Raw genomic sequence first — 25,093 nt, 5'->3', positions numbered from 1 at the left:
TTGAAATGAGGGTTTAGTCCCTACTCGCTGGAGCCATGCCTGCAACAGCCTCTTGGAACGCGAGCAATGGATTTGCAGCTTGCGTGATGGAGCGACCTATGACGACGTGGGTTGCTCCATTGCGACGTGCCACCTGTGGGGTTGCAAACCGCACCTGGTCCGTGGCCCCGCTAGCGCTGAGCTGGATGCCTGGCGTGACGATGAGTGTTCCAGCAGGCAACTGCGCCACCAAATACCCGGCTTCGTTTGCGGATGCCACTACGCCGTGGCAACCGCAGGCTGCGGCAAGCTTGGCCAAGCGTTCGACTTGTGCGCGCACAGACGGTGCAAGGCCAATTTCTAAGAGGTCTTCGTCGCCCAGACTCGTGATGACAGTGAGCGCCATGATCTTGAGGCCAGGGAATGGCGCTGCAGCCGCCACTGCCGCGCGCAGCACTGCCGAACCACCCGACGCATGCACGGTGACCATGGTGGCGCCGAGCTTCCCGGCCGCCTGCACTGCGCCCGCGACAGAGTTTGGAATCTCGTGTAGCTTGAGATCCAAGAAGACTTCTTTGCCCATGGCGACGAGCTCGCGCACGATGCTGGGCCCCTCCTCGGTCAGAAGTTGCAGGCCAACCTTGTACGAAGTAGCGGACGGCCCCAGCGCATGGACGAGTGCAAGCGCCTGCGCTTTGCTAGGGAAATCCAGGGCAACGATGACGGGAGATTGCATGAGCGGGATGGCGCCTGAGAGGCGTAAGGTTTGAGATAAGAGGCGGCCAGCCTTTGGACATACTCGAGAGGGTTTAGGCGTCAGTCTTCGTCCTGAAACCATATGCAGAAGTACAGATGATCCCCGCCAGTGACTATAAGACCAGCATCGAACGTTGAGGCGGTCAGCGGATTCCAGCTCTCTCTTCTTGTCCAGTTTCCATTGGAGAAGAACTTGCTATCGGCCGTTGCATGCTCGGCGAGTAGAGCCTTTGCAAACTCTTCAGCCTTAGGCCGTGGCATGCATTCACTCTCGTATGCCATGTCCTTCCACAGCAACTGAGTAAGAATTTCTAAGGCGCTTGCGCGATCGTGCTCGATCAGAAGCGAAGCGTCCGGCACCAGGCCGAACTTGGCCAAAACTTGCGACAGGTTATCGGAATAATCTGAGGTAACCGCACAGCGAACTTCACCGGAGTTTCGCGCAGAAATGAGGAGTCGGAGATCGGTCATGACATCTAAGCTCAAGCAAACGCCGCGTGGTACGTGACCCGTCCTTCCGGGTGGGAGGCCCCAAACCCCAGCGCCATGAAGTATTCCGCCGGAGGCCCTGGATACACCAGCCCGGGTTTAACCTGGAAGCCGAAGCCCGTGTAGTAGCCCGGATCGCCGAGCACCACGCAGCCCGCCACACCCAGCGCTGCCAGGCGCTCAAGGCTTGTGCGCATCAGATCGGACCCCAGGCCGCGGCCCTGGCAAGCTGGGTCCACCGAGATCGGCCCCAGTCCGTACCAGTCCGCCGTGCCGTCGCTGATGGTTACGGGCGAGATGGCCACGTGTCCCACGATGGCGCCATCGAGTTCCGCCACCAGAGACAGCGTCAATGCGTCGGCGGCGCGCAGCGCGGAAACGATGTGCGGCTCGGTACCGCTGGAGTGGGGGTGCCCGGCGAACGCGCGTTCGGTCAACGCGAAGATGGCTTGGGTGTCGGCGGGAGTTTCTGGGCGGATCGGCATGGCAGGGGCGGGTGGTGTGCAGCCTGCATTCTCCTGCTTCTCCACGCCTGTGGCCCTACCGCATGCGTGCTATTAAATAAAGAGCTGCTAGCGCAGGTATTGCCTGCGCCAGCAGCTCTTTTGACTTAAAAACTGCAGGCGCTAACCTCTTCCTCGGCCACATCCTCCACCTCCACATACCGGTTCACCGGCACCGGCAGGTCCAGGTTGTCGCGCAGCGTGCCCTGGCCGTACTGGGTGCGGTAGATGCCGCGGGCCTGCAGCAGCGGCACGACCAGCGCGACGAAGTCTTTCAGCGAGGTGTTGGGCAGGGCTTCGAAGAAGTTGAAGCCATCGGCACCACCCAGCTCGAACCAGCGCTGGATCTCGTCGGCCACCTGCTCGGCGGTGCCGACGAAAGTGCGCTTGGGGCGTGCGTGCCACAGCGCCACTTCGCGCAGCGTCCAGCCTTTTTCTTTGGCGACCTGCTTGATGCGGTCGCTGGCGCTTTGCTGGCTGTTGCGGCCCAGGTCGCCCAGGTGGGGGAAGGGGGCGTCCAGCGGGTAGGCCGAGAAGTCGTGGTCGTTGAACGGGCGGGCCAGCGCGGCGATGGCGTTTTCTATCGGCACCAGGCTGGCCGATTCTTCGTACTTGCGCTCGGCCTCTTCGGCACTGCGGCCGACGATGGGGCGGATGCCGGGCAGCAGGTGTACTTCATCGGGGTTGCGGCCGGCGGCGGCGACGCGGGCTTTGACATCGCGGTAGTAGGCCTGGGCTTCCTCCAGCGTGTCGGCGTGGAAGAAGATGGCGTCGGCCTGGGTGGCGGCGAAATTCTTGCCGTCCTCCGAGGCGCCGGCCTGGAATATCACCGGCTGGCCCTGGCGGGAGCGGCTGATGTTCAGCGGCCCTTCGACCGAAAAGAAATCGCCTTTGTGGTCGAGTCGGTGCAGCTTTTTCGGGTCGAAGAACACGCCGGTTTCCTTGTCGCGCACCAGGGCATCGTCTTCCCACGAATCCCACAGGCCTTGCACCACGCCCAGGTGTTCCTTGGCCAGCGCGTAGCGCACATCGTGGTCGTAGTGGCTGGGCTTGCTGTAGTTGCGCGCGCTGCCGTCCAGCCAGGAGGTGACCACGTTCCAGCCGGCGCGGCCATTGCTGATGTGGTCCAGCGAGGCGAACTGCCGGGCCACGGTGAAGGGCTCGCTGTAGCTGGCCGTGACCGTGGCCACCAGGCCGATATACGAGGTGGCGCCGGCCAGCGCCGACAGGATGGTCAGCGGCTCAAAACGGTTCAGGTAATGCGGGCTGGAGCGCGGTGTGATGTGCACGCTATCGGCCACAAACAAGAAGTCAAAACGGCCTTGCTCGGCCAGCTGCGCCTGCTCTTTGTAGAAGCCGAAGTTGACGCTGGCATCGGTGACGGCCGCCGGGTGGCGCCAGTCGCCCCAGCCGGCGCCCACGCCGTGCAGTACGAATCCGAATTTGAGTTGTCTGGCCATGGGAACGCATTCAGTGGAGTGGATGAATTGCACCACCTTAGCGGCCCGCCCCGCGCGGGGGAACGAAGGCTTTCAGATAAGGATATTCAGATTCAGATGCCGCTCAAATTGCATCAGATTTCGTAGTGCAGGGCTTCGGTGGTGCCGGTCAGCGCCTGCTCCACCACGCTGCGGTTCAGCGTGGGTGCGAACGACTCGATGAACGCATACACATAGCCGCGCAGATAGCTGCCGCGGCGCACCCCCAGCTTGGTCAGGTTGATGCCGAACAGCTGGCCGGCGTCGATGGCACGCAGCGCCAGGTCGCGCTCGGCCTCAAAGGCGATGGACGCCACGATGCCCACGCCCATGCCCAGCTCCACATAGGTCTTGATCACGTCCGCGTCCATGGCGCTGATGGCGATGTGCGGCACCAGCTGGCGCTGCGCAAAAGCCTCGTTGATGCGGGTGCGGCCGGTGAAGCCGTTGTCGTAGGTGATCAGCGGGTACTGGGTCAGCGTCTCCAGGGTTAGCGGCGCGTCCAGCAGCGGATGGCCGGGTGGCACGATGACCGAGTGGGTCCAGGGGTAGCAGGGCAGGGCCAGCAGCTCGTCATACTGGGTCAGGGCCTCGGTGGCAATGCCGACGTCGGCCTCGCCCGACAGCAGCATTTCGGCCACCTGGGCGGGCGAGCCCTGGTGCAGGTGCAAGGTCACGTTGGGGAAGTGGTTGCGGAACTCTTGCACCGCGGTGGGCAGCGCGTAGCGGGCCTGCGAATGGGTGGCGGCAATCGACAACAGGCCGCTTTGCCGGGACACGAATTCCTCGCCGGCTTTGCGCAGATTGCTGCTGTCGAGCAGCATGCGCTCGATGATGGGCAGCACGTGGCCGCCGGGGTCGGTCAGGCCGGTGAGCCGCTTGCCGGCGCGCACAAACAGTTCGATGCCGAGCTCTTCTTCGAGTTCGCGGATCTGCCGGCTGACGCCGGGCTGGGAGGTATGCAGGACGTTGGCGACTTCGGTCAGGTTAAAGCCGCAGCGCACGGTCTCCCGCACGGAACGCAGTTGCTGGAAATTCATATAAGAGCGCCATATTTAATAACTGAATTTGATTATTTGGCGAAACCCTGTTTTCCCAAACGAACAAATCGTAGATTCGATATGGCGCATCTATCTGTGGACCTGGGCTCCGCTGGCGCAAGTTGCCCAAGACGGCTCTGTTTATACGTTGAATGCTATTGAAATAATAGCTGCTGGCGCTGGTGGAACAAGCGCCAGAGGCCTTTTTTGTTTAAATTCTGCCGATTCAGGCGAGCGCCGTGTCCAGCACCATCATCAGCACAAAGCCCAGCATCAGCCCGCCGGTGGCCCAGGCTTCGTGGCCTTTGCGGTGCGATTCGGGGATGATTTCGTGGCTGATGACGAACAGCATGGCGCCGGCGGCAAAGCCCAGGCCCCAGGGCAGCAGGCTGGCCGACTGGCTGATGGCGGCCGCGCCCAGTACCGCGCCCAGCGGCTCGACCAGGCCCGAGGCCATGCCCAACATCACCGCAAAGCTGCGCTTGTAGCCGGCGGCCAGCAGGGCCACGGCGACCACCAGGCCTTCGGGCACGTCCTGGATGGCGATGCCGGTGGCCAGGGCGCTGGCACGCAGCGGGTCGGTGGCGGCATAGCCCACGCCAATCGCCAGGCCCTCGGGCAGGTTGTGCAAGGTGATGGCAAACACAAACAGCCAGGTGCGGCGCAGCACGCGCGAGGGCGGGCCTTCCAGGCCTTTGATGAAATGTTCGTGCGGCAGCAGGCGCTCCATGGCCAGCAGCGCCGCCCCGCCCAGCAGGATGGACAAGCCCATGGTGCCGCCCGCGCCCCAGCTGCCGGCACCGGTGGCCCGGGCCGCGGCCAGGCCGGGGATGATCAGCGAGAACGCGCAGGCCGCCAGCATCACGCCGGCGCCGAAGCCAAACAGCGTGTCCTGCGTGCGGTCCGACAGGCTGTGCGAGAACACCACCGGCAGCGTGCCCAGGGCCGTGGCCAGCGCGGCTACCGAGCCGCCGATCAGCGCATTCAGCACCACCGGGTGGACCAGGCAGTAGTGCCAGAAATCGCCGGCCAGCAGGCCCGCGCCCAGCAGCGCGATGCCCCAGCCCAGCAGTTTGCGCAGCCGGCGCACCGGGTCGCTAGCGCTGTTGCGCCACATGGTTTCGGGTCGGTCCATGGCGGGTCTCCATGCGTAAGATCAGCCGCGCGCGGCCTGGAAGCGGCGGGCCACTTCGGCCCAGTCCACCACGTTGTAGAAGGCCGCGATGTATTCGGGCCGGCGGTTCTGGTACAGCAGGTAGTAGGCGTGCTCCCACACGTCCAGTCCGAGGATGGGGGTGTTGCCGGCCATCAGCGGGCTATCCTGGTTGCCGCTGCTTTCGACCACCAGCTGGCCCTGCGGCGTGACGCTGAGCCAGGCCCAGCCGCTGCCGAAGCGGGTCAGCGCGGCCTGGGTGAAGGCGGCTTTGAAGGCATCGAAGCCGCCCAGGTCGGCGTCTATGGCCTGGGCCAAGGCGCCGGTGGGCTGGCCGCCGCCGCGGGGCGACATCACGGTCCAGAACAGGCTGTGGTTGGCGTGGCCGCCGCCGTGGTTGCGTACCGCGTTTTGCAAGGCTTCGGGCAAGGTGTCGATGGCGCTGACCAGCGCCTCGACGCCGAGATCGGCATAGGGGGTGTTCTGCAGCGCGGTGTTCAGGTTGTTGATATAGGCCTGGTGGTGCTTGCTGTGGTGGATCTGCATGGTCTGGGTGTCGATATGCGGCTCCAGCGCGTCGTAGGCATAGGGCAGGGCGGGCAGGGTGTGGGCCATGGGGTCTCCGGGTTTAAAAGTGGATCAATGCACGGTGCTGCCGGCGGCGGGCTCGGCGCTGGCGCGCAGCAGCCGGGCGATGCCGGCGTGCGGGCCCCAGCGGCGCTGGTACTGCAGCAGTTCGGCATGGGTTTCGCGGCTGTGCCGCCAGGCGGCTTGTTGCAGGGCCAGGCAGGTGGTGGGGGTTTGCAACAAGCCCATCACCGCGCCATGGGCGCGGCACAGGTGGTTGGCGGCCTGCTCCAGCAGCTGGGCGTTGGCGCACAGATCGGCTAGCTGGTGGTGCGATACCACCAGCGCGGCCAGGCAGTCGTCGGCATGCAGGGGCGCGGGGCCGTCGAGCAGCAGGTCTTGGGCGATGGACAGGGCTTGGTGGAAGCTGAACAGCGCCAGCTCCGTGCGCCCGGCCTGCAGCGCGCTGCAGCCGCGCTGCGTCAGGCGTTCCCACTGGGCCAGGCTGGGCGGCTGGCATGGAGCGGGGCTAGGCCCGGCTAAGGAGTCGATAGACGCGTCGAGAAAGGGGTACATGCAAAACATCCATGGTGCGGGCACCGCGGTCTGCGGTGCCGTACCCTTTGCGTCGAATGGAGTTTTGCGTAATCAGGTCATCAAATGATAACCGTTCGCATTTAAAAAATCTATAGCTGGAGGTTCAGGCTGGTCGCCAGCTCCAGCCCCTGGGCTTGCATCTCCTGCAAAAACGCGGTGTGCTGGGCCTCGAATCCGCCCACCGGGCTCATGCAGTCGGTCAGCAGCACGATGCGCTGCGGCTTGTGCCGGGCCAGGTTCGCCACGATGTGCTCGGTGGTGGCGCGCACGCAGTGGCTGCTGGCTTCGCCGGCAATCAGCAGCACGTCGGCCTGGTCCATGGCGGCCATCAGTGCGTGGTTCAGCTGGGTGGCTTCGTCGTGCGCGTCGGGCACCTCGGCCATGACGGCGCTGTAGTGTTCGGTCCAGGGGTTGCTGCCCTTGCTCAGCTTGGTGACGATGGCGCCGTGCTGGTCTTCCCAGGCGTTGTAGGCGGCATGCACATCGGCATGCACGTTGTGGCCCCAGGTGCCGATCTCGCAGTGCACCGGCCAGACCATCAGCGTGTAACGGCCCCGGGCTTCTAGCGCATCCAGGTAGGCGAGTGTGCGGCCCAGCGCCCCGGTTTGGCGCGGCAGGTACTGGCCCGCGTACACCGCGGCGGCGGTGATGCTGGTGAAGGGCGCTACCGCGCTGCCGTCGGCCTGCTGCCAGAACGTGGGGTGGGCAATGTCCCAGCGGTGGTGCGAGTCCAGCGTGATGCTGATGTCGGTCAGCGCGGCGGCGTGGGTGCGGATGAAGCCGGCCAGCCGCTGCATGTCTGCATGGGCGCCGGCCACCGGCAGGGCAGGGCTGCCGCCACTGCCCGCTGGCAGATCGCAAAAGTCGTTTTGCGGGTCGATGATCAGCAGATGGGTGTGGCGTGTCATGGCAGGTCCCTGTGGCGTGTGTTTCGGCAGTGTCACAAGATGCTAGCAGCCAGCATAGATAATCTGCGCCCATGGACCTCATTACCCAACTTTTCGATTTCATCCTGCATGTGGACAAACACCTGCAGGCCTTCGTCGTCAGCTACGGCCCCTGGGTCTATGCGCTGCTGTTCGCCATCATCTTCGTGGAGACCGGCGTGGTGGTGATGCCGTTTCTGCCCGGCGACTCGCTGTTGTTCGTGGTCGGCGCCATGTGCGGCGTGGGCCTGATGTCGTATCCGCTGGCCGTCGGCCTGCTGTTGGCTGCGGCCATTCTGGGCAACCAGTGCAATTACGCGATTGGCCGCTTCTTCGGCCCCAAGGTGTTCCAGTGGGAAGACTCGCGTCTCTTCAACAAGCAGGCCTTCAACCAGGCCCATGCGTTCTACGAAAAATATGGCGGCGTGACCCTGGTGGCCGCGCGCTTCATGCCCTTTTTGCGCACCTTCGCGCCGTTCGTGGCTGGCGTGGCGCTGATGAGTCGGGCCAAGTTCACCTTCTACGACGTGCTGGGTGGCGTGTTGTGGGTGGTGGGCATCATCACCATCGGCTACTTCTTTGGCAACTTCCCTTGGGTCAAGCACAACTTGGACAAGATCATCTGGGCCATGATTCTGATCCCCGGCCTGGTCATCGTGGCCGGCGCGCTGAAGCAGCGCTGGGCCCGCAAGCCGGTGGTGCTGGCATCGCCTAAAAATTAAGCAGCGCAAGCTTTGTCCTTGTGAATCAAGGGTTTAGGCTGCATATACAGCAGCTTGAGGGGGTTATCCACAAGTTTGTCCAGTGTTGTCAGGGAGAACTTCGACGCGCCCTCAGGATTTACAATCCGTCCCTTCACCGGGGGTGTCTGCTGCAAATCAGCAGACTGAGAAATACCCCACACACCTGATCCGGGTCATGCCGGCGTAGGGAGCGTGATGGGCCCCGGCCTTGCATGCGCCCGCCGCTGGCGCATTGAAAGCCACCTATGCTGCAACGCCGCACCTTTTCCTTCGCCGCCGCCGCGCTGGCCGCGCTGTCTTCCTTTTCCACCCTGGCTGCCGATGGCGAATTGCGCGTGCTGGTGCACAGCTCGTTCTCGCTGCCCAAGCCGCTGCTGGCCAAGTTCGAAGCCGAGGCCGGCATCAAGCTCAGCCTGATCAAGGCCGGCGATGCGGGCGAGATGCTGAACAAGCTGATCCTGACCCGCGCCCAGCCGATTGCCGACGTGGTGTTCGGCCTGGACAACGCCCTGGTCGCCAAGGCCCAGGCCGCCAAGGTGCTGGAGCCGATCAAGTTTGCCGAGGGCTCGCCCATCGCCCAGGTGGGCGGCAGCGTGGTGCCGGTGGACTACGGCTTTGTGACCCTGAATTTTGATAAGGCCAGCTTCGCCAAGAGCGGCCTGGCCCTGCCCAAGAGCATGGACGAGCTGGCCCAGCCCGCTTACCGCAATCTGCTGGTGGTGCCGAACCCGGCCACCTCCAGCCCCGGCTACCAGTTTCTGCTGGCCACCATCGCCGGCATGGGCGAGGAAAAAGCCTTCGACTGGTGGGCCCGCATGCGCGCCAACGGCGTGAAGGTGGTCAAGGGTTGGAGCGAGGCCTACTACACCGAATTCAGCCGCAACGGCGGCACGCGTCCCTTGGTCGTCAGCTACGCCACCAGCCCGGCGGCAGAGGTGTTCTACAGCAAGGAAAAGATCAGCGAGTCGCCCACCGCCAACCTGTTCCTCAAGGGCGGCGTGTTCCGCCAGATCGAAGGCGTGGCCCTGGTGGCCGGTGGCGGCCAGCGCGATGCCGCCCACCTGTTCATCCGCTTCATGCGCTCCGGCGCCGCGCAAGAGGCCTTGCAGACCAGCATGTGGATGTACCCGGTAGAGGCCCATACCCCGTTGGCCGAGGTGATGAAACATGCTACCGAACCCACAGCCTACGAGAGCCTGCCCGCCGAGACGATTGCCGACAAAGGCACGGCCTGGGTGGCGCGCTGGACGCAGGTCGTATTGAAGTAGCCGGTTAAGCGCAGCTCAGCCTTGCGCACCTGGCTTGGCCTGCTGGGTGGCAAAGTCTTGCAGCGCCGCGCCCTGCATCCGGTAGCGCACCCATTCGCCTTGCGGCTGGGCGCCAATCGACTGGTAGAAGTCAATGGCCGGTTGGTTCCAGTCCAGCACGCTCCACTCGAATCGGCCGCAACCCTGGTCGGTTGCGATGGCTGCGAGATGCCGCAGCAGCTGCTTGCCCGCACCTGTGCCACGCTGGGCCGGCGTGATGTACAGGTCTTCCAGATACAAGCCCTTTTTGGCCTGCCAGGTGGAGTAGTTGAAGAAGTAGATGGCATAGCCAACGGCTTCGCCATCGACCTCGCAAATCAAGGCGCGGGCCGGGCTGTCCGCCGCGAAGAGGCTGGTGGCGAGGGTGTCCACGGTGGCAGCGACCTGGTCACCGGCTTTTTCGTACACCGCCAGCTCCTGGATGAAGCGGAGGATCAGCGCAGAGTCGTGCACCAGGGCCGGGCGGATGGATAGGTTCATGGAGATTCGGGTGAGGAGGGGAAGGGAAGTGGTGACAGGGTTTAGCGATGCTACGACGCACTGCCAAATGCAGGAAGTGCATTTTTTTCAGAATATGATGGGGTTTATGCATTCCAACCTGCGCCGCCTGGACCTGAATTTGCTGCTGGCATTGGATGCCCTGTTCCGCCACCGCTCGGTGACGGCCGCCGCCGACGAGCTGGCCATGAGCCCCTCGGCTTTGAGCCATGCCCTGGCCCGGCTGCGCGAGGTGCTGGCGGACGATTTATTTGTCCGCGTGGGCAATGCCATGCAACCCACAGGCTATGCCGAACGGCTGGCCGAACCGGTGGCTGCCGGGCTGGAAATTTTTTCGCGTGGCCTGGCCATGTCGGGCAGCTTCGACCCCGCCAGCAGCGACCGGGTCTTCGTGCTGGCCGCCACCGACTACACCGCCTTTGCTGTGCTGCCGCGCCTGATGGCCCGTATGCAGGACGTGGCGCCCGGCCTGGGTTTCAAGACTGTTTACTCCAGTGGCCGCGAATCGGCAGAGGAACTGGCCAGCGGCCGCATCGACTTTGCCCTGGGCTATGTGGACGAGGCCATGGAGCCCACCCCCGGCATCGAAAGCTTTACCTGGTTGGAAGACGACTATGTGGTCATCGCCAGCCGGCGCCACCCTCTGATCCGTGGCGGGCTGGACCTCGACCAGTATCTGGCGGCACGGCATGTGGTGGTCACACCCTGGAACGAGGCCACAGGCTTCGTGGACAAAGTGCTGGACCGCCAGGGTTTGCAGCGCCAGGTGGCCGTGCAGCTGCCTTCGGTGCTGGCTGCGCCCTTCATCGTGGCCCAGTCGGCGCTGATCATGACCGTGCCCCGCTACGCGGCCAAGATATTGCAGGAATCGGCCGACATCGCGATCTACCCGGCACCGTTTCCTCTGCCGCGCTACACCTTGAAGGCCTACGGACACATCAAACACAACCGCACGGCCGCCCATGTGTGGATGCGTGAACAACTGCTGGCGGTAGTGCCCAGCACGGGCGGTGATGGCGACACGCATGCAAAAAATGGTCTTTGATCGCCGCTGGCTGCTGGGCCTGTTGCCGCTGCTGACCCTGGCCGTGCTGCTGCTGGCCCCGGTGCTGCGGCTGGCATTCGAGGGCTGGTGGGGCGACCTGGCCAGCCAAACCCCGACTTCGCCCTGGGCCTTGTGGTCCGACCCGTATTTGCGCTGGCGCGTGCTGTGGTCGGTGCTGCAGGCGGCGGCTACCTGCATCGCCGCGCTGCTGCTGGGCCTGCCCGTGGCCTGGGTGCTGGCGCGTTGGGAATTTGCGGGCCGCACCCTGGTGCTGCGCCTCTTGATGCTGCCGTTTGTGGTGCCCACGCTGGTAGCCGCCCTGGGCGTACTGGCGCTGTGGGGGCCGCGCGGCGTGCTCAGCAATGTACTGGGGCTGGACCTGCAGGACACGCCCTGGCTGCTGCTGTACGGCAACCTGTTCTTCAACCTCTGCGTGGTGGTGCGTGCCGGCGTCGACGCGCTCGGCCACGTGAGCGCGCAGCGCGTGGCGGCGGCCCGCACTCTCGGTGCCACACCCTGGCGCGCCTTCTGGCGGGTTGAATGGCCGGCGATTGCGCCCTGGCTGGCGTCCAGCCTGTGCCTGGTGTTCTTGTACTGCTTCGCCGGCTTCGGCCTGGCGCTGGTGTTGGGCGGCCAGCGTTACGCCACGGTGGAGGTGGAGATCTACACCCTGGTCGCCCACGAGCTGCGGCTGGCTCCGGCCAGCCTGCTGGCGCTGTGGATGCTGCTGCTGACCGGCGCAGTGGCCTGGGGCTATGCGCTGATCGAAAAGCGCCTGGCCACGCCGACCCGCGTGCAGCCCATCGCCCGCCGTCGCCCGAGCCGCCCCGCGCACTGGCTGGGTGTGCTAGCGGCCCTGGCCGTGCTGGCCTTCTTCTGCGCCGCGCCGTTGCTGGCGATCCTGTGGCGCGCCGTGCACGCGGGCTGGGACAGCTGGGCGCTGCTGTGGGATGCCGAGACCCTGGCAGCGCTGTGGAACACCTTGCGCTTCTCGGCCATCGCGCTGCTGCTGGCCACGGTGCTGGGCGTGCTGCACGCATTGGCGGCCCAGGCCTCGGTGGCGCTGCGCGCCGCTGCCTTTCTGCCCTTCGTGGTGTCGCCGATCACCGTGGCTTTTGGCCTGCTGCTGCTGTACCCGCAGTGGACTGCCAGCCTGCCGCTGCTGCTCAGCGCCTATGCGGTGCTCGCCTATCCGTTTGTCGCCAAGTCGCTGGCCGCCGCGCTCGACAGCCTGCCCGAGCACCTGCCGCAGGCCGCGCGCAGCCTGGGTGCTACGCCCTGGCGGGTGTTCTGGCGCGTGACCCTGCCGATGGTCGCGCTGGCGCTGCGCCGCGGCATGGCGTTTGCCGCAGCCACGGCGCTGGGCGAGTTTGCCGTCACCCTGTTTTTATCGCGCCCCGAATGGGCGACTCTCACCACCCTGATCTACCAGCGCTTGGGCCGGCCCGGTGCGGCCAACGCCGATGCAGCGCTGGTACTGGCCTGTGTGCTGATGGCCTTGGCCCTGGCCGCGTTTGCATTGATTGAAGGCCCACGCCGGGCGGAACCTCCCCATGCTTGAACTGCGCAACATCACCAAACATTACGGTGCTCGCCCCTTGGCCGACGACCTGAGCTTGCAGGTGGCCGAGGGCGAAATCGTCGCCTTGCTCGGCCCATCCGGCAGCGGCAAAAGCACGCTGCTGAAGATCGCCGCCGGGCTGGAGGCGGCCGAGGCCGGCAGCGTCTGGTTCGACAGCGAAGACATCAGCCGCCAGCCGCCCGAGCGCCGCGGCTTCGCGCTGATGTTCCAGGACTTCGCGCTGTTCCCGCACCTTGATGTGCGCGACAACGTGGCCTTTGGCCTGGTCGAGCAGCGCGTGGCCAAGGCCCAGGCGCGCCAGCGCGCCGAGCTGATGTTGGAGCGCTTCGGCCTGGCTGCCCACACGCGGCACAAGGTGTGGACCTTGTCCGGCGGCGAGCAGCAGCGCGTGGCCCTGGCCCGCGCACTGATCACCGCGCCGCGCGCCTTATTGCTGGACGAGCCGTTTTCGGCGCTCGATGCTGCGCTGCGGCTGGACTTACAAACCGAATTCCGCCAGCGCATCTTTGACGCCGGCATGGCCACCGTGCTGGTGACGCATGACGAGACCGAGGCCCGGGCCATGGCCACGCGCGGCCTGCGGCTGGTGGCCGGGCGCTTGCAGCAGCTCTGGTAGTTGCTATTGAATAAATAGCTGCTGGCGCAGATGGAATATGCGCCAGAGCCCGATTTTGTCTAAATATCCATGCCTGTCAGTGGGCGAAGCTCTCCAGCCGCTCCACATACCAGCCCGGAAAACCATAGCCGCGTGCCGCGCTGACCAGGTGCGCAAGGTAGCCGCGGTCCGCCGGCTGGTTGCCACGCGCGGGCGGGATGTAGCACAGCGCGGGCTGCAGCTTTCCGCCCTCGGTTTCCACCAGCACGGCCTGGGGCAAGAACACGCCGATGCCATCCATCGAGTACAGGCGCTGCAAGTCCGCGTGCGTGGCCAGCACCAGCACTCCATACACCGCGTGCTGCCCGGACCGGCTGATGTTGGCATGCGGGTCGATATGGATGTCGAACCCGCCCAGCCTCGCCACCTCGATGGTTTCGGGCGCAAAGCCACCCTTGGCCATCACCTCGCGGCGCATGAAGCTGCCGTAGAAAAACACCGCCACTTGCTGAGCAGGCTGGGGTGACGCGGCGAGCGTCGTGGTGGTCGGATGTGTAGCAGTGTGCATGGGTAAGCCTTGGTCAAAGTGGTCAGGCTTCGATACTATGGTGGCATGCCAAAAGTAGAAGGCCAAAACATATCGACCAAGCGCCAATATGCGGACGGCTGGAGCGTGCTCGCCAAACACCATGCGCGGGACGCCCGGCTACCGCAGCACCAGCATGCGACAGGGCAGCTGGTGTTTGCCATCAGTGGCGTGATGCAGGTCGACACCGGGCCCAGCCGCTGGATCGTGCCGCCGCAGCGCGCACTCTGGGTGCCCGCGCAGCAGCCGCATGCGATCCAGATGCTGTCGGCTACCGAGATGCGCACGGTGTACTTCGACCCCGTATGGATCGCGCAATGCGAGGGCTTTGCGCGGGCCCACGAGGTGCACGTGGTGGTGGCGTCGCGGCTGGTCCAGGAGCTGGTGCTGGGTTTGTTTGACGCGCAACGCAGCCCGGTGATGCGCGGCCTGATGGCGCGGCTGCTCTTGCATGCGCTGCGCGAAACCCCTTGCCTGCCCACGCATTTGCCGATGCCGGAGGATGTGCGGCTGCACGCCGCCCTGGTCGAACTCATGGCCGGCCAGCAGTGGAGCATGCCGATGGAAACGGTGGCTGCCCATGCGGCCATGTCCGCGCGTACCTTCAGCCGGCGCTTTGGCGCAGAAGTGGGCCTGAGCTTTCGTGACTGGCGGCAGCGCGCACGCATCATTACCTCGCTCGATTTGCTGGCCGCCAACCGTTCCACCAAGTCGATTGCCCATACGCTCGGATTTGCCAGCCCAGCCGCCTATGTGGCGGCTTTTCGCGCAGTGCTGGATTGCACGCCGGGCAGCTTCCGCCCGGCGCAGACCGAGTCTGCGATGACTGCTATTGCTCCCGATTTATCTACCACCCGCTGACCTACCGAAAGCCATAAAGCCATGACCATTTCCTCCGACCTCATCGCCAGCTTCGCGCCTACCGGCACCTTGCGTGCCTCGATCAACCTGGGCAATCCCATACTCGCCAACCTGGATACCAACGGCCAGCCCTTTGGCGTGTCCATTGACCTGGCGCGTGGCTTCGCCCAGCTGCTGGGCGTGGACGTGGAGTTGGTGGTGTTCGACACGGCCGGCAAGTCGGTCGAGGCGGTGACCCAGGAAAAGGCCGATTTCGGCTTCTTCGCAGTAGACCCGGTGCGCGGCGCGGGCATCGCCTTTACCGCGCCCTATGTGCTGATCGAAGGCGCCTACCTGGTGCGCCAGGATTCGCCCATCACCGACAACGCCGAGGTGGACCGCGCGGGCCATCGCGTGGTGGTCGGCAAAGGCAGCGCCTACGACCTGCACCTTAGCCGCGAAATCCAGCACGCCGAGATCCTGCGCGCACCCACATCGCCCGCCGTGGTTGACACCTTCATCGCCCAGGGCGCCGAGGTGGCGGCCGGCGTCAAGCAGCAGCTGCAGGCCGATGCGCGCCGCCTGCCCGGCCTGCGCCTGCTGCCCGGCCGCTTCATGGTGATCCAGCAGGCCATGGGCCTGCCCAAGGGCCGGGGCGCGGCCGCCGCCCAGTTGCTGCACAAGTATGTGGAAGACATGAAGGCCAGCGGCTTCGTGGCCGACGCCTTGCTGCGCCATGGCATCCAGGGCGCGTCGGTGGCTCCGGCCGCACAGCCGTAGTTGCTATTGAATAAATAGCTGCTTGCGCTAGTGGAATATGCGCTATAGCCCTGTTCCTCTTGATTTTTATCGCCTCGTCACAGCTTCACTGGTTGGCTAGGCGAAAACAATGGTCTTGTTTCCGTCTCGGAAGATGCGGTCTTCGAGGTGCATGCGCACCGCGCGGGACAAGACCCCGCTTTCCACCTCGCGGCCCATGGCCTGCATCTCAGTGACGGAATAGCGGTGGTCGATGCGGCGCACGTCTTGTTCGATGATCGGCCCCTCGTCCAGGTCGCCGGTGACGTAGTGGGCCGTGGCGCCCATCAGCTTGACACCCCGGCCATGGGCTTGCGCATAGGGTGACCCGCCTTTGAAGCTGGGCAGGAAGGAGTGGTGGATGTTGATGCAGCGGCCATCCAGGTCCCGCGAGATGGAGTCACTCAGAATTTGCATGTAACGGGCGAGCACGACCAACTCGACGTTCTGCGTGTTGACCAGTTCACGGAGAGACTGCTCCGCCGCGTCTTTGGTTTCCTTGGTCACCGGCAGATGGTGGAAGGGAACGCCGTAGCGTGTCGCCATGGGCTCCAGCATGGTGTGGTTGGACACGATGCCGACGATGTGCATGTTCAGCTCCTTGGCTTCCCAGCGGTACAGCAGGTCGCGCAGGCAGTGGTCAAACTTGGACACCATCAGCAGCACGCGCTTGGCGCGATCCGTGCGGTGCACGTTCCAGGCCATGCCAAATCTATCGGCAATGGCACCAAAGTACGGCCCCAGGATCGACGCCTCGTCGGTGGAGTCGCTGTTCACCTCGAAAGTGCAGCGCATGAAGAAGCGCTTGGTGTCTTCGTCGTCGTACTGTGACAGCTCGCAAATGAAGTAACCACGCCCCGCCAGATGGCTGGTGATGGCCGCAATGATGCCGGTGGCGGATGGGCAGCTGACGCAGAGCGTGTGGGTGTTGGGCTTTTGGGTTGAATAGGTCATTTGGAAGATGCTCTGGAGGAAGGCCGGGGAAATAGGTGGCGCGTCGCTGTGCTCAGGCCTTGATGCGCAGGTTTTTGGGGTCGTAGAAGGGCTCTAGTTGCGCCTGTGCTTCGTAGCGCTGCCATCCGATCTCGATCTCAAACTTTTGCGCGGCCACCCAGGCCGCGGTGATCGGCTCGTCGGCGCGCACATAGCCCATGCCGAGCGAAGCGTTGACGCGGTGGCCGTACATGCCGGAGGTGATCGCGCCCGAGCGCTGCCCGTTGACGAAGATCGGTTCTTCGCGGTACAGCAGGCGGTCGGTGCCGGTCAGGCGAAACTGGACCAGGCGCTTCTTGGGGACGCCCAAAGCCCGCTGTTTCAGCAGCGCTTCTTTGCCGATGAAGTCATAGCGCTTCTCCCAGGCGACTGCAAAGCCCAGGCCGGCTTCGATAGGAGTGTCTTCCACGCTGATGTCGTCGCCCCAATGCCGATAGCCTTTCTCCATGCGGCAGGCGTTCATGGCATGCATGCCCGCAAATTGGAGGCCATGGGCTGCGCCTGCCGCCATCAGCTGCTCGTACACGTGCAGCGCAAATTCGCCGGGTATGTACAGCTCCCAGCCCAGCTCGCCGACGTAGGTGATGCGGCTGGCGCGCACCTGGGCGTAGCCGATCTCGATGATCTGCGAGCTGCCGAACGCAAACCCTTCGTTGGAAAAATCGGTCCGCGGCGACACCTGTTGCAGCAAGGCCCGCGCTTGCGGCCCCATCACGCCCAGCATGGGCAGTGCCGCGGTCTGGTCGCTGATGAAGCAATGGTCTACAGCCTGTGCATGGCGGCGTAGGTAGGAAAGATCGCGGAACTGCGTGGCGGCCGCGGAGACGACCATGAACTGGTCTTCGCCCAGGCGCGTCACCGTCAGGTCGGCCTCAATCCCGCCCCGCGGGTTGAGCCATTGGGTGTAGACCAGCCGGTTCACGGCAACGTCGATCTTGTTGGCCGAAATCGTCTCCAGCATCCGCAGCGCGTCGCGGCCTTCGACGATGAATTTGGTCATCGTGCTTTGGTCGTACATGCCCACCGTATCGGCCGTTGCGCGGCATTCGTTGCCGGTGTGCGGGAACCAGTTCTGTTTGCCGTAGCTGTATTCGTACTTGGCTTCGACACCCTTGGGCGCGAACCAGTTGGGCCGCTCCCATCCGGCTAGCTCGCCGTACACGGCGCCCGCGTCCTTCAGCTTGTCATGGAAGTGGGTTCGGCGCGCGCCGCGGGCCGTGGTGTACTGGTAGAACGGGTAGTGCGTTTTGTACAGCAGCCCCAAGGTTTCTACCGTGCGGTCTTTGAGGTACTGGCGGGTGCCCTGGAACGGGTTCATGCGCTGCACATCGATGTCCACCAGGTCCATGGGCGGGCGGCGGTCGCGTATCCATTCGGCTAGCACCTTGCCAGCGCCACCGGAACTCTGGATACCAATCGAGTTGAAGCCGCAGGCGACAAACAAGTCCTTGACCTCGGCCGTTTCACCCAGCAGATAGCGGTCGTCCGGCGTAAAGCTCTCCGGCCCGTTGAACCAGGTCTGTATGCCCGTGTTCTCCAGTATCGGCATGCGTGCGGCAGCCTTCTCCAGCACCGGAAGAAAGTGGTCCATATCTTCGGGCAAGGAATCGAAGCAAAAGTCTTCGCGGATGCCGCCCATGCCCCAGGGCTTGGCCACCGGTTCGAAGCACCCCAGCAGAATCTTCCCGGCATCTTCCTTGTAGTAAGCCCATTCGTCCGGGATGCGCAGCACCGGCAGATTGCCGGGCAGGTCCTGGATGTGGTCCGTCACCACGTAGAAATGCTCTGCCGCATGCAAAGGCAGGTTCACACCGGTCTGGCGGCCCAGCTCGTGCGACCACATGCCGGCCGCGATCACCACCGTCGAACAACGCACGTCGCCCTGGTCCGTGACGACGCCGACGGCGCGGCCACTTTCCTTGATGATGCGCTCGACCTTCACCCCTTCGATGATCTTGGCACCGCCCATGCGCGCGCCTTTGGCGTAGGCCTGGGTCACATCGACCGGGTTACATTGCCCGTCCTTTGCCAGAAACACGCCGCCCACCACGCCGTCCAGGCTGAGGTAGGGGTAGCGCTCCAAGATTTCCTTGGGCGACACTACATCCACATCCAGGCCGAAGTTGCGTGCCATGGACGCCTGGCGTTTCAGCTCTTCCATGCGCTCGGCGTTCAAGGCCACGCTGAACGAGCCATTCTGCTTGAAGCCCGTCGCCTGGCCCGTCTCGCGCTCCAGTTCATGGATCAGTTCCGAGGTGTACTTGGCCAGCTCGGTCAGGTTGCGCGTGGCACGCAGCTGCCCCACGAGCCCTGCGGCATGCCAGGTCGTGCCGCAGGTCAGTTGCTTGCGCTCCAGCAGCACCACATCGCGGATGCCGAGCTTCGTCAGGTGGTAGGCGATGGAGCAGCCGACGACGCCGCCTCCAATGATGACGACGTCTGCGTGGGACGGAACTGCTGTGGCCATACGATGCATCCTTTGAAGAAATTACATGTAAATATTATCCTCAAAAATAATTATTCGTGATATATTTTTTCATCGGAGCGAAAAACAGCGCTCGTTCCTCAACATTTTTTGGAAGGCAGCAACATGAAGGTACTGGTCGGAGTGAAGCGGGTCACCGATTCCAACGTCAAGGTCCGCGTCAAAACCGACGGAACCGGAGTAGACATCGCCAACGTCAAAATGAGCATGAACCCCTTTGACGAAATCGCTGTGGAAGAAGCGGTACGCCTCAAAGAAAAAGGCGTGGTCACAGAAATCATCGCCGTCTCCTGCGGCGTCACCCAATGCCAGGAAACCCTGCGCACCGCCATGGCCATCGGCGCCGACCGCGCCATCCTGGTCGAAACCAGCGAAGAACTGCAACCCCTGGCTGTCGCCAAGCTGCTCAAAGCCTTGGTCGACAAAGAACAACCCGGCCTGGTCATCCTGGGCAAGCAAGCCATCGACGACGACTGCAACCAGACCGGCCAGATGCTGGCGGCCCTGGCCGACCTGCCGCAAGCCACCTTTGCCAGCAAGATCGAAGTAGTGGACGGCAAAGCCCACGTCACCCGCGAAGTCGACGGCGGCCTGGAAACCATTTCTGTGAGCCTGCCCGCCGTGGTCACCACCGACCTACGCCTGAACGAACCCCGCTACGTCACCCTGCCCAACATCATGAAGGCCAAGAAGAAACAGCTGGATGTCTTCAAGCCCGAAGACCTGGGTGTTGATGTCACCTCGCGCATCAAGACCCTCAAAGTCTCCGAGCCGCCCAAACGCAGCGCCGGTATCAAAGTCCCAGACGTCGCCACCTTGGTGGCCAAACTAAAAACCGAAGCCAAGGTGATCTGACATGACGATTCTTGTAATTGCCGAACACGACAACGCCAGCGTCAAGGGCGCAACCCTGAACACCGTCACCGCCGCACTTGCCTGCGGTGGTGACGTCCACATCCTCATCGCCGGTGCCAATGCCGGTGCTGCCGCCGCCGCTGCCGCCCAGATCGCTGGCGTCAGCAAAGTGCTGCACGCCGACGCCCCCGGCTTCGAACACGGCCTGGCCGAGAACGTTGCCGCCCAGGTGCTGGCCGTAGCTTCGGGCTACAGCCACCTGGTGTTCCCTGCGACCGCCTCCGGCAAGAACATCGCCCCCCGCGTGGCCGCCAAGCTGGATGTGGCCCAGATCTCCGACGTCACCAAGGTCCTCAGCGCCGACACCTTCGAGCGCCCGATCTACGCTGGCAACGCCATCGCCACCGTGCAAAGCCTGGACGCCACCAAGGTCCTGACCGTGCGCACCACCGGTTTCGACCCGGCTGCCGCCACCGGTGGCTCGGCCACGGTGGAAGTGCTCAGCGCGTCTGCCGATGCCGGCAAGTCCACCTTCGTGGGCAGCGAAATCGCCAAGAACGACCGCCCCGAATTGACCGCCGCCAAGATCATCGTCTCCGGTGGCCGGGCTCTGGGCAGCGCCGAGAAGTTCAACGAAGTGATGATTCCGCTGGCCGACAAGCTGGGTGCAGCTCTGGGCGCCAGCCGCGCTGCAGTCGATGCGGGCTACGCCCCGAACGATTGGCAAGTCGGCCAGACCGGCAAGATCGTCGCGCCCCAGCTGTACATCGCAGCCGGCATCTCGGGTGCGATCCAGCATCTGGCCGGCATGAAGGACAGCAAGGTCATCGTGGCCATCAACAAGGATGGCGAGGCACCGATCTTCAGCGTGGCCGATTACGGGCTGGAGGCGGACTTGTTTGTGGCCGTGCCTGAGCTGGTCGCAGCGCTGTAAGACGACCCCATGGTTGCCAAAATCATTGATGGAAAAGCCCTGGCGCGGGTCGTGCGCCAGGAATGCAAAGAGCGGGCCGAACGGCTCGTACGGAGTGGCTGTCCCCCAGGCTTGGCGGTGATCGTGGTGGGCGACGACGCTGCATCCCAGGTCTATGTGAACAACAAGGTCCGCGCCTGTCACGAGGTGGGGGTCAAGTCCACGCTGTTCAAATTTCCTGCCGCGGTGTCAGAGGACGAAATCCTGGTCAGAATCCGGGCCCTCAACCAAGACGACGCTGTGCACGGCATCCTGGTGCAGCTTCCCCTGCCAGCGCACATTTCGGTGCGCAAGGTGCTGGAGACGATTTCGCACCACAAGGACGTGGATGGATTCCATCTGTACAACGTGGGCAGCCTGGTCGTCGGCAACTCCATCTTCCCGCCTTGCACACCTTACGGCGTGCAAAAGCTGCTGCAGTCCGAAGGCATAGCGGTGCGGGGGAAGAACGTGGTCGTCGTAGGCGCCAGCAACATCGTGGGCAAGCCCATGGCCTTGATGCTGATGCAGCAAGAGGCGACGGTTGCCATCTGCCATGCGCAAACCCGCGATCTGGCGCAGTTCACCATCCTTGCGGACATCCTGGTGGTGGCCGCAGGAAAGCCGGGGCTGATCGTGCCCCAGATGGTGAAGGCGGGCGCGGTGGTGATCGACGTGGGCATCAACCGATTGGCTGATGGCAGCATCGTTGGTGATGTGGACTTTGACGGCGTCAGGCAAAAGGCCTCGCACATCACGCCTGTGCCCGGTGGGGTCGGCCCCATGACGGTGACGATGTTGATCGTCAACACCTTGGAGTCGGCAGAACGTACACACGGGGTTGCCCAGGCCGACAGCGCCTTGGTCAACGCTTGAAGCCTGGTCCATCCGTCACACGATACGGTTTGCATCCCCGTTCAGATACAGGCAGGCGAAATGCTGCAGTAGAGTTACGGCTTTCGCGATCCCACCGAGCGCGTCCCGCCTTGGTCCGCCTAGCCCTCCGCCTCGCCTGTTCCCATGCCTAAATCGAAAACGCCGATATCCCCACCCGCCGATAGCGCCTTGCCGAACGACTGCGATGCCGCCATTCTGGGCGGCAAGATCCGCAAGCTGCGCAAAGCACGGGGCAAGTCGCTCATCGACATCGCGCAAGCCATTGGCCGGTCCGTCAGCTTCATCAGCCAGATAGAGCGCGGACGCACGCATCCCTCCATCGCGGACCTGCGTGGCATTGCCCAGCTGTTAGGCCTTCCTGTGGCATGGTTTTTTGTCACCGAAACCGCGCCCAAGGACGAACGTGGCCGCATTGTTCGTGCCGACAAACGGCAGCTGTTCGGCAGCCGTACCGATGGCCTGATGGAGGAGCTGTTGTCCCCCGACATCGGCGGTGCGTTTGAAACGTTTTTAAGCACCTTCAAGCCGGGTGCCAAGCTCACGGAGTTCACCCAGCGGGACACCGAAGAGGAAGGCTATATCGTCAAGGGCAGCCTGGACCTGTGGATCGGCAAAAAGCTTTTTCACCTGCAGGCCGGAGACAGCTTTCGGATTGTGCGAGAGCCTTTTCGCTGGGCCAATCCAGGCACAACGGAAACGATCGCCGTCTGGGTGATTTCACCACCCACTTACTGATTGCCTTGCGCCTACTGCCGACGGTCTCTCGTTGGCAGGGGACATGTGGTGCTATTAAATAAATAGCTTCTCGCGCTGGAGGAATATGCGCTAGAGCCTTGTTTGGCTGAATTTCTAGAACCAGGCTACGCCACTTGCTGGACCTTTGGAGCCATGCCAGGCCGTCATTCAATTGGACTGTTTAAAGTCCTGCAATCCGATTTTCTTGAAGAACGCATCCACCGTTGGCACCCAAACGGACGCATTCGGGCGACCCTCGAAGAAGCTGTGCCCATCGTTGCCATAGGCCGGCACGATTTCCAGGTCAAGGTCTACGCCTTTGGATTGATAGGCCTCGCCCAAGCGTTTCGCCAGCGCCGGGCCGAAGAAGTGGTCATTCTCCGAATAGAACCACAGCATCGGTACATGGGTCGTGCTGGCATAGTGGCTGAAGGCGTCCACCAGCTTGCCCTCGTTGCAGACATTGTCTGGCCCGCGTGAGCCGCGCCCGCCCGCAAAGTTGATAGTGGCAACCACACCCGCGGGGTTCTGGCTGGACAGGGCGAGCACACCAAAGCCTCCGGCGGATTTCCCGAGCAACACCACGTGTTGTGCATCGACATAGGGCTGTGCGCGGCCGTATTCCAGCGCGGCATGGATGTCCTTGGCGGTTTCGAGTCCGGCACCGATGTAGTCGGGGTTGGCGCAGCTGAAATAGTTCTCGGCCCATGGCCCGTCCGAGCCGCCATAGCCGCGACGCAAGGTATGGATCACCACGAAGCCGCGCTGGGCGAAGAGCTGGGCCTGCCAGGCGTAGTTGTTCTTCACCGTCGCAAATTCAGCCTGGGACCGCGGCGTGCCATGGTTGATGAGCAAGAGCGGAAACGGCCCGTCGCCCTCGGGCTTGTATTCGGTGGCGGACAGCTGGATGTGGGAATCGCTGAGCATGCCCTTGACCGTCATCGGAATCTTGATCTCCCGCACGCTGATGTCGGCCAGCGCAGAGGTTGCCACGCATGCTGTCAACAGCAGCGTCACCATGCCCCACAGGGCCCGGAGAAAGAGAGGGTTTCGGAAATTCATGGTCGTCCCGTTTAAAGCTGGCTCTAGGCGTCGGCCTTCGACGCGCGCTGGTGCGAAAAGTTGCGTCCCGTCGCCAGCGCCAGCTGCGACAGGCGTTGCACCAGGGGTTCGAACAGCTCGGCCGAGGTATTGCCGTAGCCCAACACCAGGCCGTTGTCCTGCGGCAGCGGCCGCAGTGCGAAGGCGGATAGCGGGGAGGGCGCGATGCCGTAATGCAGGGCGGCTGCAGCGATGGCTTTGTCGGGGTAGCGGGCTGGCAGCCGCACGGTGAGGTGCAGGCCGCAGTGGCCGCCTTCCAGGGTGTGCGGCAGCTGCAAGTGCCGGGTCAGGGCCTCGCGCAGCGCCTGCTGGCGGTCGCGGTACAGACGGCGCATACGGCCCAGGTGGCGGCTGAACTGGCCGCTTTCCACAAACTCGGCCATGGCCAGCTGTTCGTAGCGGTGGCCGCCGCGCAGCATCTCCTGCAGCGGTGTCTGCAGCCCGGCCACCAGCGCCTCCGGCAGCACCAGAAAGCCCAGGCGCAGCGACGGAAACATGGTCTTGCTGAAGCTGCCCACGTAGAGCACCGGCGCCTGCGGCACCAGGCCTTGCATTGCGCCTATGGGTTCGCCCGCGTGGCGGAATTCGCTGTCGTAGTCGTCCTCGATGATCCAGGCGCCGGCACGCCGCGCCTGGGCGATCAGGTCCAGCCGGCGCGCCACCGTCAGCACGGCGCCGGCCGGGTATTGGTGCGAGGGCGTGGTGTAGACCAGGCGCGGCGGCTGGGCTTTCCAGTCGCCATCGGCCAGTACCAGGCCTTCGGCATCTACCCGCATCGGCACCACGCGCAGGTCGCCGCCCTGCATGGCAACCTTGGCGCCGCGGTAGCCCGGGTCTTCGACCCAAGCGGTGTCGCCGGGGTTGGTCAGCAGGCGCACGCACAGTGCCAGCGCCTCCTGCGTGCCCTCGGTGATCACGATCTGTGCGGGCTCGCAGCGCACGCCGCGGGCAATCGCCAGGTGCCGGGCGATGGCGGTGCGCAGGGCCGGCTCGCCGGCCGGGTGGCCATAGCCCAGCGCCGCTGTGCCGGCGCGGCGGATCGCCTGGTCGTAGGCGCGCCGCCAGGCCGCCAGCGGAAAGTGCGACAGCGCAGGCACGCCCGGACGCAGCGCGCTGCTGGCATCGGTGTGCTGGGTGGTGGGCTGGATCTGCGCCAGGCGCCGGGCCGTCTGCGGGGCTGCGGCGGTATCCCGCACCGGCCGTGGCCGGGCCGGGCGCGACAGCGTGGCCACCCGCGTGCCCTGGCGGTCTTGCTGCACATAGCCCTCGGCCGCCAGATGCTCGTAGGCCGCGGTCACGGTGTTGCGCGAAATGGCCAGCCCTTCGGCCAGCGCACGGGAGCCCGGCAGCCGGTTGCCAGGCGCGAGTCGGCCGTCCAGGATGGCCTGCTTCAGGCGCTGGTGCAGCTGGCGCTGCAAGGGTTCGGCGGCCGGCTGGGTGGCCAATGGCGTTTCAAACAAGACCTGGGCTGCGGGCAGAGAGGGGGTCATGGCGTGGCACTATCAAATGTTGCAAGTGTGGCACTTTCAAACCCTCCACGGATGGCTTATCTTCAGGCTCTGCCATTGCCCCGACACTGCCACCCGAAAGCCC

General features: G+C 64.2%; 26 protein-coding genes and 1 riboswitch. Of the genes, 11 read left to right on the top strand and 15 right to left on the bottom strand.

Going from position 1 to position 25,093, the window contains the following annotated elements:
- Window positions 1-13: 13 nt before the first annotated feature.
- From pyrF to BLT66_RS15565, 9 genes are all read right to left on the bottom strand, one after another.
- A complete protein-coding gene (gene pyrF / locus BLT66_RS15605; RefSeq protein ID WP_092758709.1) occupies window positions 14-715 on the bottom strand; it encodes an orotidine-5'-phosphate decarboxylase in 702 nt (233 codons plus the stop codon).
- 80 nt (window positions 716-795) lie between these two features.
- Window positions 796-1,206, bottom strand: coding sequence for a hypothetical protein (locus tag BLT66_RS15600; protein WP_092758707.1), 411 nt, complete (start codon window positions 1,204-1,206; stop codon window positions 796-798).
- 11 nt (window positions 1,207-1,217) lie between these two features.
- Complete coding sequence (locus BLT66_RS15595) at window positions 1,218-1,709, bottom strand: GNAT family N-acetyltransferase (RefSeq protein WP_092758705.1); 492 nt, start codon at window positions 1,707-1,709, stop codon at window positions 1,218-1,220.
- A gap of 125 nt (window positions 1,710-1,834) precedes the next feature.
- Window positions 1,835-3,187, bottom strand: a complete 1,353-nt coding sequence (locus BLT66_RS15590) for an LLM class flavin-dependent oxidoreductase (protein ID WP_092758703.1) — start codon at window positions 3,185-3,187, stop codon at window positions 1,835-1,837.
- A gap of 113 nt (window positions 3,188-3,300) precedes the next feature.
- Window positions 3,301-4,245, bottom strand: a complete 945-nt coding sequence (locus tag BLT66_RS15585) for a CysB family HTH-type transcriptional regulator (RefSeq protein ID WP_092758701.1) — start codon at window positions 4,243-4,245, stop codon at window positions 3,301-3,303.
- 226 nt (window positions 4,246-4,471) lie between these two features.
- On the bottom strand, window positions 4,472-5,380 hold the full coding sequence (locus tag BLT66_RS15580; RefSeq protein WP_255406935.1) for a ZIP family metal transporter: 909 nt from the start codon (window positions 5,378-5,380) through the stop codon (window positions 4,472-4,474).
- Between the two features lie 21 nt (window positions 5,381-5,401).
- Window positions 5,402-6,013, bottom strand: coding sequence for a superoxide dismutase (locus BLT66_RS15575; protein WP_092758699.1), 612 nt, complete (start codon window positions 6,011-6,013; stop codon window positions 5,402-5,404).
- 24 nt (window positions 6,014-6,037) lie between these two features.
- A complete protein-coding gene (locus tag BLT66_RS15570; protein WP_092758697.1) occupies window positions 6,038-6,541 on the bottom strand; it encodes a hypothetical protein in 504 nt (167 codons plus the stop codon).
- A gap of 110 nt (window positions 6,542-6,651) precedes the next feature.
- Window positions 6,652-7,470, bottom strand: a complete 819-nt coding sequence (locus BLT66_RS15565; protein WP_092758695.1) for a cysteine hydrolase family protein — start codon at window positions 7,468-7,470, stop codon at window positions 6,652-6,654.
- A 71-nt stretch (window positions 7,471-7,541) separates the two neighbouring features.
- Between BLT66_RS15565 and BLT66_RS15560 the strand changes: the two genes are divergently transcribed.
- On the top strand, window positions 7,542-8,210 hold the full coding sequence (locus BLT66_RS15560; protein WP_092758693.1) for a VTT domain-containing protein: 669 nt from the start codon (window positions 7,542-7,544) through the stop codon (window positions 8,208-8,210).
- 128 nt (window positions 8,211-8,338) lie between these two features.
- Window positions 8,339-8,439: riboswitch (TPP riboswitch) on the top strand.
- 37 nt (window positions 8,440-8,476) lie between these two features.
- The gene (locus tag BLT66_RS15555; protein WP_092758691.1) at window positions 8,477-9,499 is read left to right on the top strand and encodes a thiamine ABC transporter substrate-binding protein; all 1,023 of its coding nucleotides are present in this window, start codon (window positions 8,477-8,479) and stop codon (window positions 9,497-9,499) included.
- Window positions 9,500-9,514: 15 nt separating this feature from the next.
- On the opposite strand, the gene BLT66_RS15550 is transcribed toward BLT66_RS15555, so the two are convergent.
- A complete protein-coding gene (locus tag BLT66_RS15550; protein ID WP_092758689.1) occupies window positions 9,515-10,018 on the bottom strand; it encodes a GNAT family N-acetyltransferase in 504 nt (167 codons plus the stop codon).
- Between the two features lie 106 nt (window positions 10,019-10,124).
- Here BLT66_RS15550 and BLT66_RS15545 point away from each other — a divergent pair, with 106 nt between their 5' ends.
- From BLT66_RS15545 to BLT66_RS15535, 3 genes are read left to right on the top strand one after another with little or no spacing between them, the layout of a single operon-like run.
- On the top strand, window positions 10,125-11,081 hold the full coding sequence (locus tag BLT66_RS15545; RefSeq protein WP_255406932.1) for a LysR family transcriptional regulator: 957 nt from the start codon (window positions 10,125-10,127) through the stop codon (window positions 11,079-11,081).
- A complete protein-coding gene (locus tag BLT66_RS15540; RefSeq protein ID WP_092758685.1) occupies window positions 11,062-12,642 on the top strand; it encodes an ABC transporter permease in 1,581 nt (526 codons plus the stop codon). Before BLT66_RS15545 ends, BLT66_RS15540 begins: the two co-directional genes overlap by 20 nt.
- The gene (locus BLT66_RS15535) at window positions 12,635-13,279 is read left to right on the top strand and encodes an ABC transporter ATP-binding protein (RefSeq protein WP_092758683.1); all 645 of its coding nucleotides are present in this window, start codon (window positions 12,635-12,637) and stop codon (window positions 13,277-13,279) included. The genes BLT66_RS15540 and BLT66_RS15535 overlap by 8 nt, the downstream gene beginning before the upstream one ends.
- Before the next feature lie 76 nt (window positions 13,280-13,355).
- On the opposite strand, the gene BLT66_RS15530 is transcribed toward BLT66_RS15535, so the two are convergent.
- Window positions 13,356-13,826, bottom strand: a complete 471-nt coding sequence (locus BLT66_RS15530) for a gamma-glutamylcyclotransferase family protein (RefSeq protein WP_176955066.1) — start codon at window positions 13,824-13,826, stop codon at window positions 13,356-13,358.
- A 45-nt stretch (window positions 13,827-13,871) separates the two neighbouring features.
- Between BLT66_RS15530 and BLT66_RS15525 the strand changes: the two genes are divergently transcribed.
- Both BLT66_RS15525 and BLT66_RS15520 read left to right on the top strand, forming a co-directional pair.
- The gene (locus tag BLT66_RS15525; RefSeq protein ID WP_255406931.1) at window positions 13,872-14,705 is read left to right on the top strand and encodes an AraC family transcriptional regulator; all 834 of its coding nucleotides are present in this window, start codon (window positions 13,872-13,874) and stop codon (window positions 14,703-14,705) included.
- A 21-nt stretch (window positions 14,706-14,726) separates the two neighbouring features.
- Window positions 14,727-15,464 (top strand): ABC transporter substrate-binding protein, encoded by a 738-nt coding sequence (locus tag BLT66_RS15520; protein ID WP_092758679.1) that lies wholly within the window; start codon window positions 14,727-14,729, stop codon window positions 15,462-15,464.
- A 96-nt stretch (window positions 15,465-15,560) separates the two neighbouring features.
- Here BLT66_RS15520 and purU read toward each other — a convergent pair whose 3' ends face one another.
- Window positions 15,561-16,436: a formyltetrahydrofolate deformylase gene (gene purU / locus BLT66_RS15515; protein WP_092758677.1), complete on the bottom strand. Its 876-nt coding sequence runs from the start codon at window positions 16,434-16,436 to the stop codon at window positions 15,561-15,563.
- Between the two features lie 52 nt (window positions 16,437-16,488).
- The gene (locus tag BLT66_RS15510; protein WP_092758675.1) at window positions 16,489-18,942 is read right to left on the bottom strand and encodes a GcvT family protein; all 2,454 of its coding nucleotides are present in this window, start codon (window positions 18,940-18,942) and stop codon (window positions 16,489-16,491) included.
- 123 nt (window positions 18,943-19,065) lie between these two features.
- Here BLT66_RS15510 and BLT66_RS15505 point away from each other — a divergent pair, with 123 nt between their 5' ends.
- The 4 genes from BLT66_RS15505 to BLT66_RS15490 all read left to right on the top strand — a co-directional run bounded on the left by BLT66_RS15505 (window position 19,066) and on the right by BLT66_RS15490 (window position 22,399).
- Window positions 19,066-19,815 (top strand): electron transfer flavoprotein subunit beta/FixA family protein, encoded by a 750-nt coding sequence (locus tag BLT66_RS15505; protein ID WP_092759175.1) that lies wholly within the window; start codon window positions 19,066-19,068, stop codon window positions 19,813-19,815.
- Window position 19,816: 1 nt separating this feature from the next.
- Window positions 19,817-20,749, top strand: coding sequence for an electron transfer flavoprotein subunit alpha/FixB family protein (locus BLT66_RS15500; RefSeq protein ID WP_092758673.1), 933 nt, complete (start codon window positions 19,817-19,819; stop codon window positions 20,747-20,749).
- 9 nt (window positions 20,750-20,758) lie between these two features.
- Window positions 20,759-21,643, top strand: a complete 885-nt coding sequence (folD, locus tag BLT66_RS15495) for a bifunctional methylenetetrahydrofolate dehydrogenase/methenyltetrahydrofolate cyclohydrolase FolD (RefSeq protein ID WP_092758671.1) — start codon at window positions 20,759-20,761, stop codon at window positions 21,641-21,643.
- A gap of 189 nt (window positions 21,644-21,832) precedes the next feature.
- Complete coding sequence (locus tag BLT66_RS15490) at window positions 21,833-22,399, top strand: helix-turn-helix domain-containing protein (RefSeq protein ID WP_255406930.1); 567 nt, start codon at window positions 21,833-21,835, stop codon at window positions 22,397-22,399.
- Between the two features lie 168 nt (window positions 22,400-22,567).
- Here BLT66_RS15490 and BLT66_RS15485 read toward each other — a convergent pair whose 3' ends face one another.
- Both BLT66_RS15485 and BLT66_RS15480 read right to left on the bottom strand, forming a co-directional pair.
- The gene (locus BLT66_RS15485; RefSeq protein ID WP_092758667.1) at window positions 22,568-23,461 is read right to left on the bottom strand and encodes an alpha/beta hydrolase family protein; all 894 of its coding nucleotides are present in this window, start codon (window positions 23,459-23,461) and stop codon (window positions 22,568-22,570) included.
- A 23-nt stretch (window positions 23,462-23,484) separates the two neighbouring features.
- Window positions 23,485-24,990, bottom strand: a complete 1,506-nt coding sequence (locus BLT66_RS15480; RefSeq protein ID WP_092758665.1) for a MocR-like pyridoxine biosynthesis transcription factor PdxR — start codon at window positions 24,988-24,990, stop codon at window positions 23,485-23,487.
- Between the last annotated feature and the right edge of the window lie 103 nt (window positions 24,991-25,093).

It is taken from the genome of Rhodoferax sp. OV413, from assembly GCF_900104385.1.
Taxonomy (GTDB): domain Bacteria; phylum Pseudomonadota; class Gammaproteobacteria; order Burkholderiales; family Burkholderiaceae_C; genus Rhodoferax_B.
The sequence above is the reverse complement of the archived record's forward strand: the minus strand, read 5'-3'. Positions and strand labels throughout refer to the sequence as shown.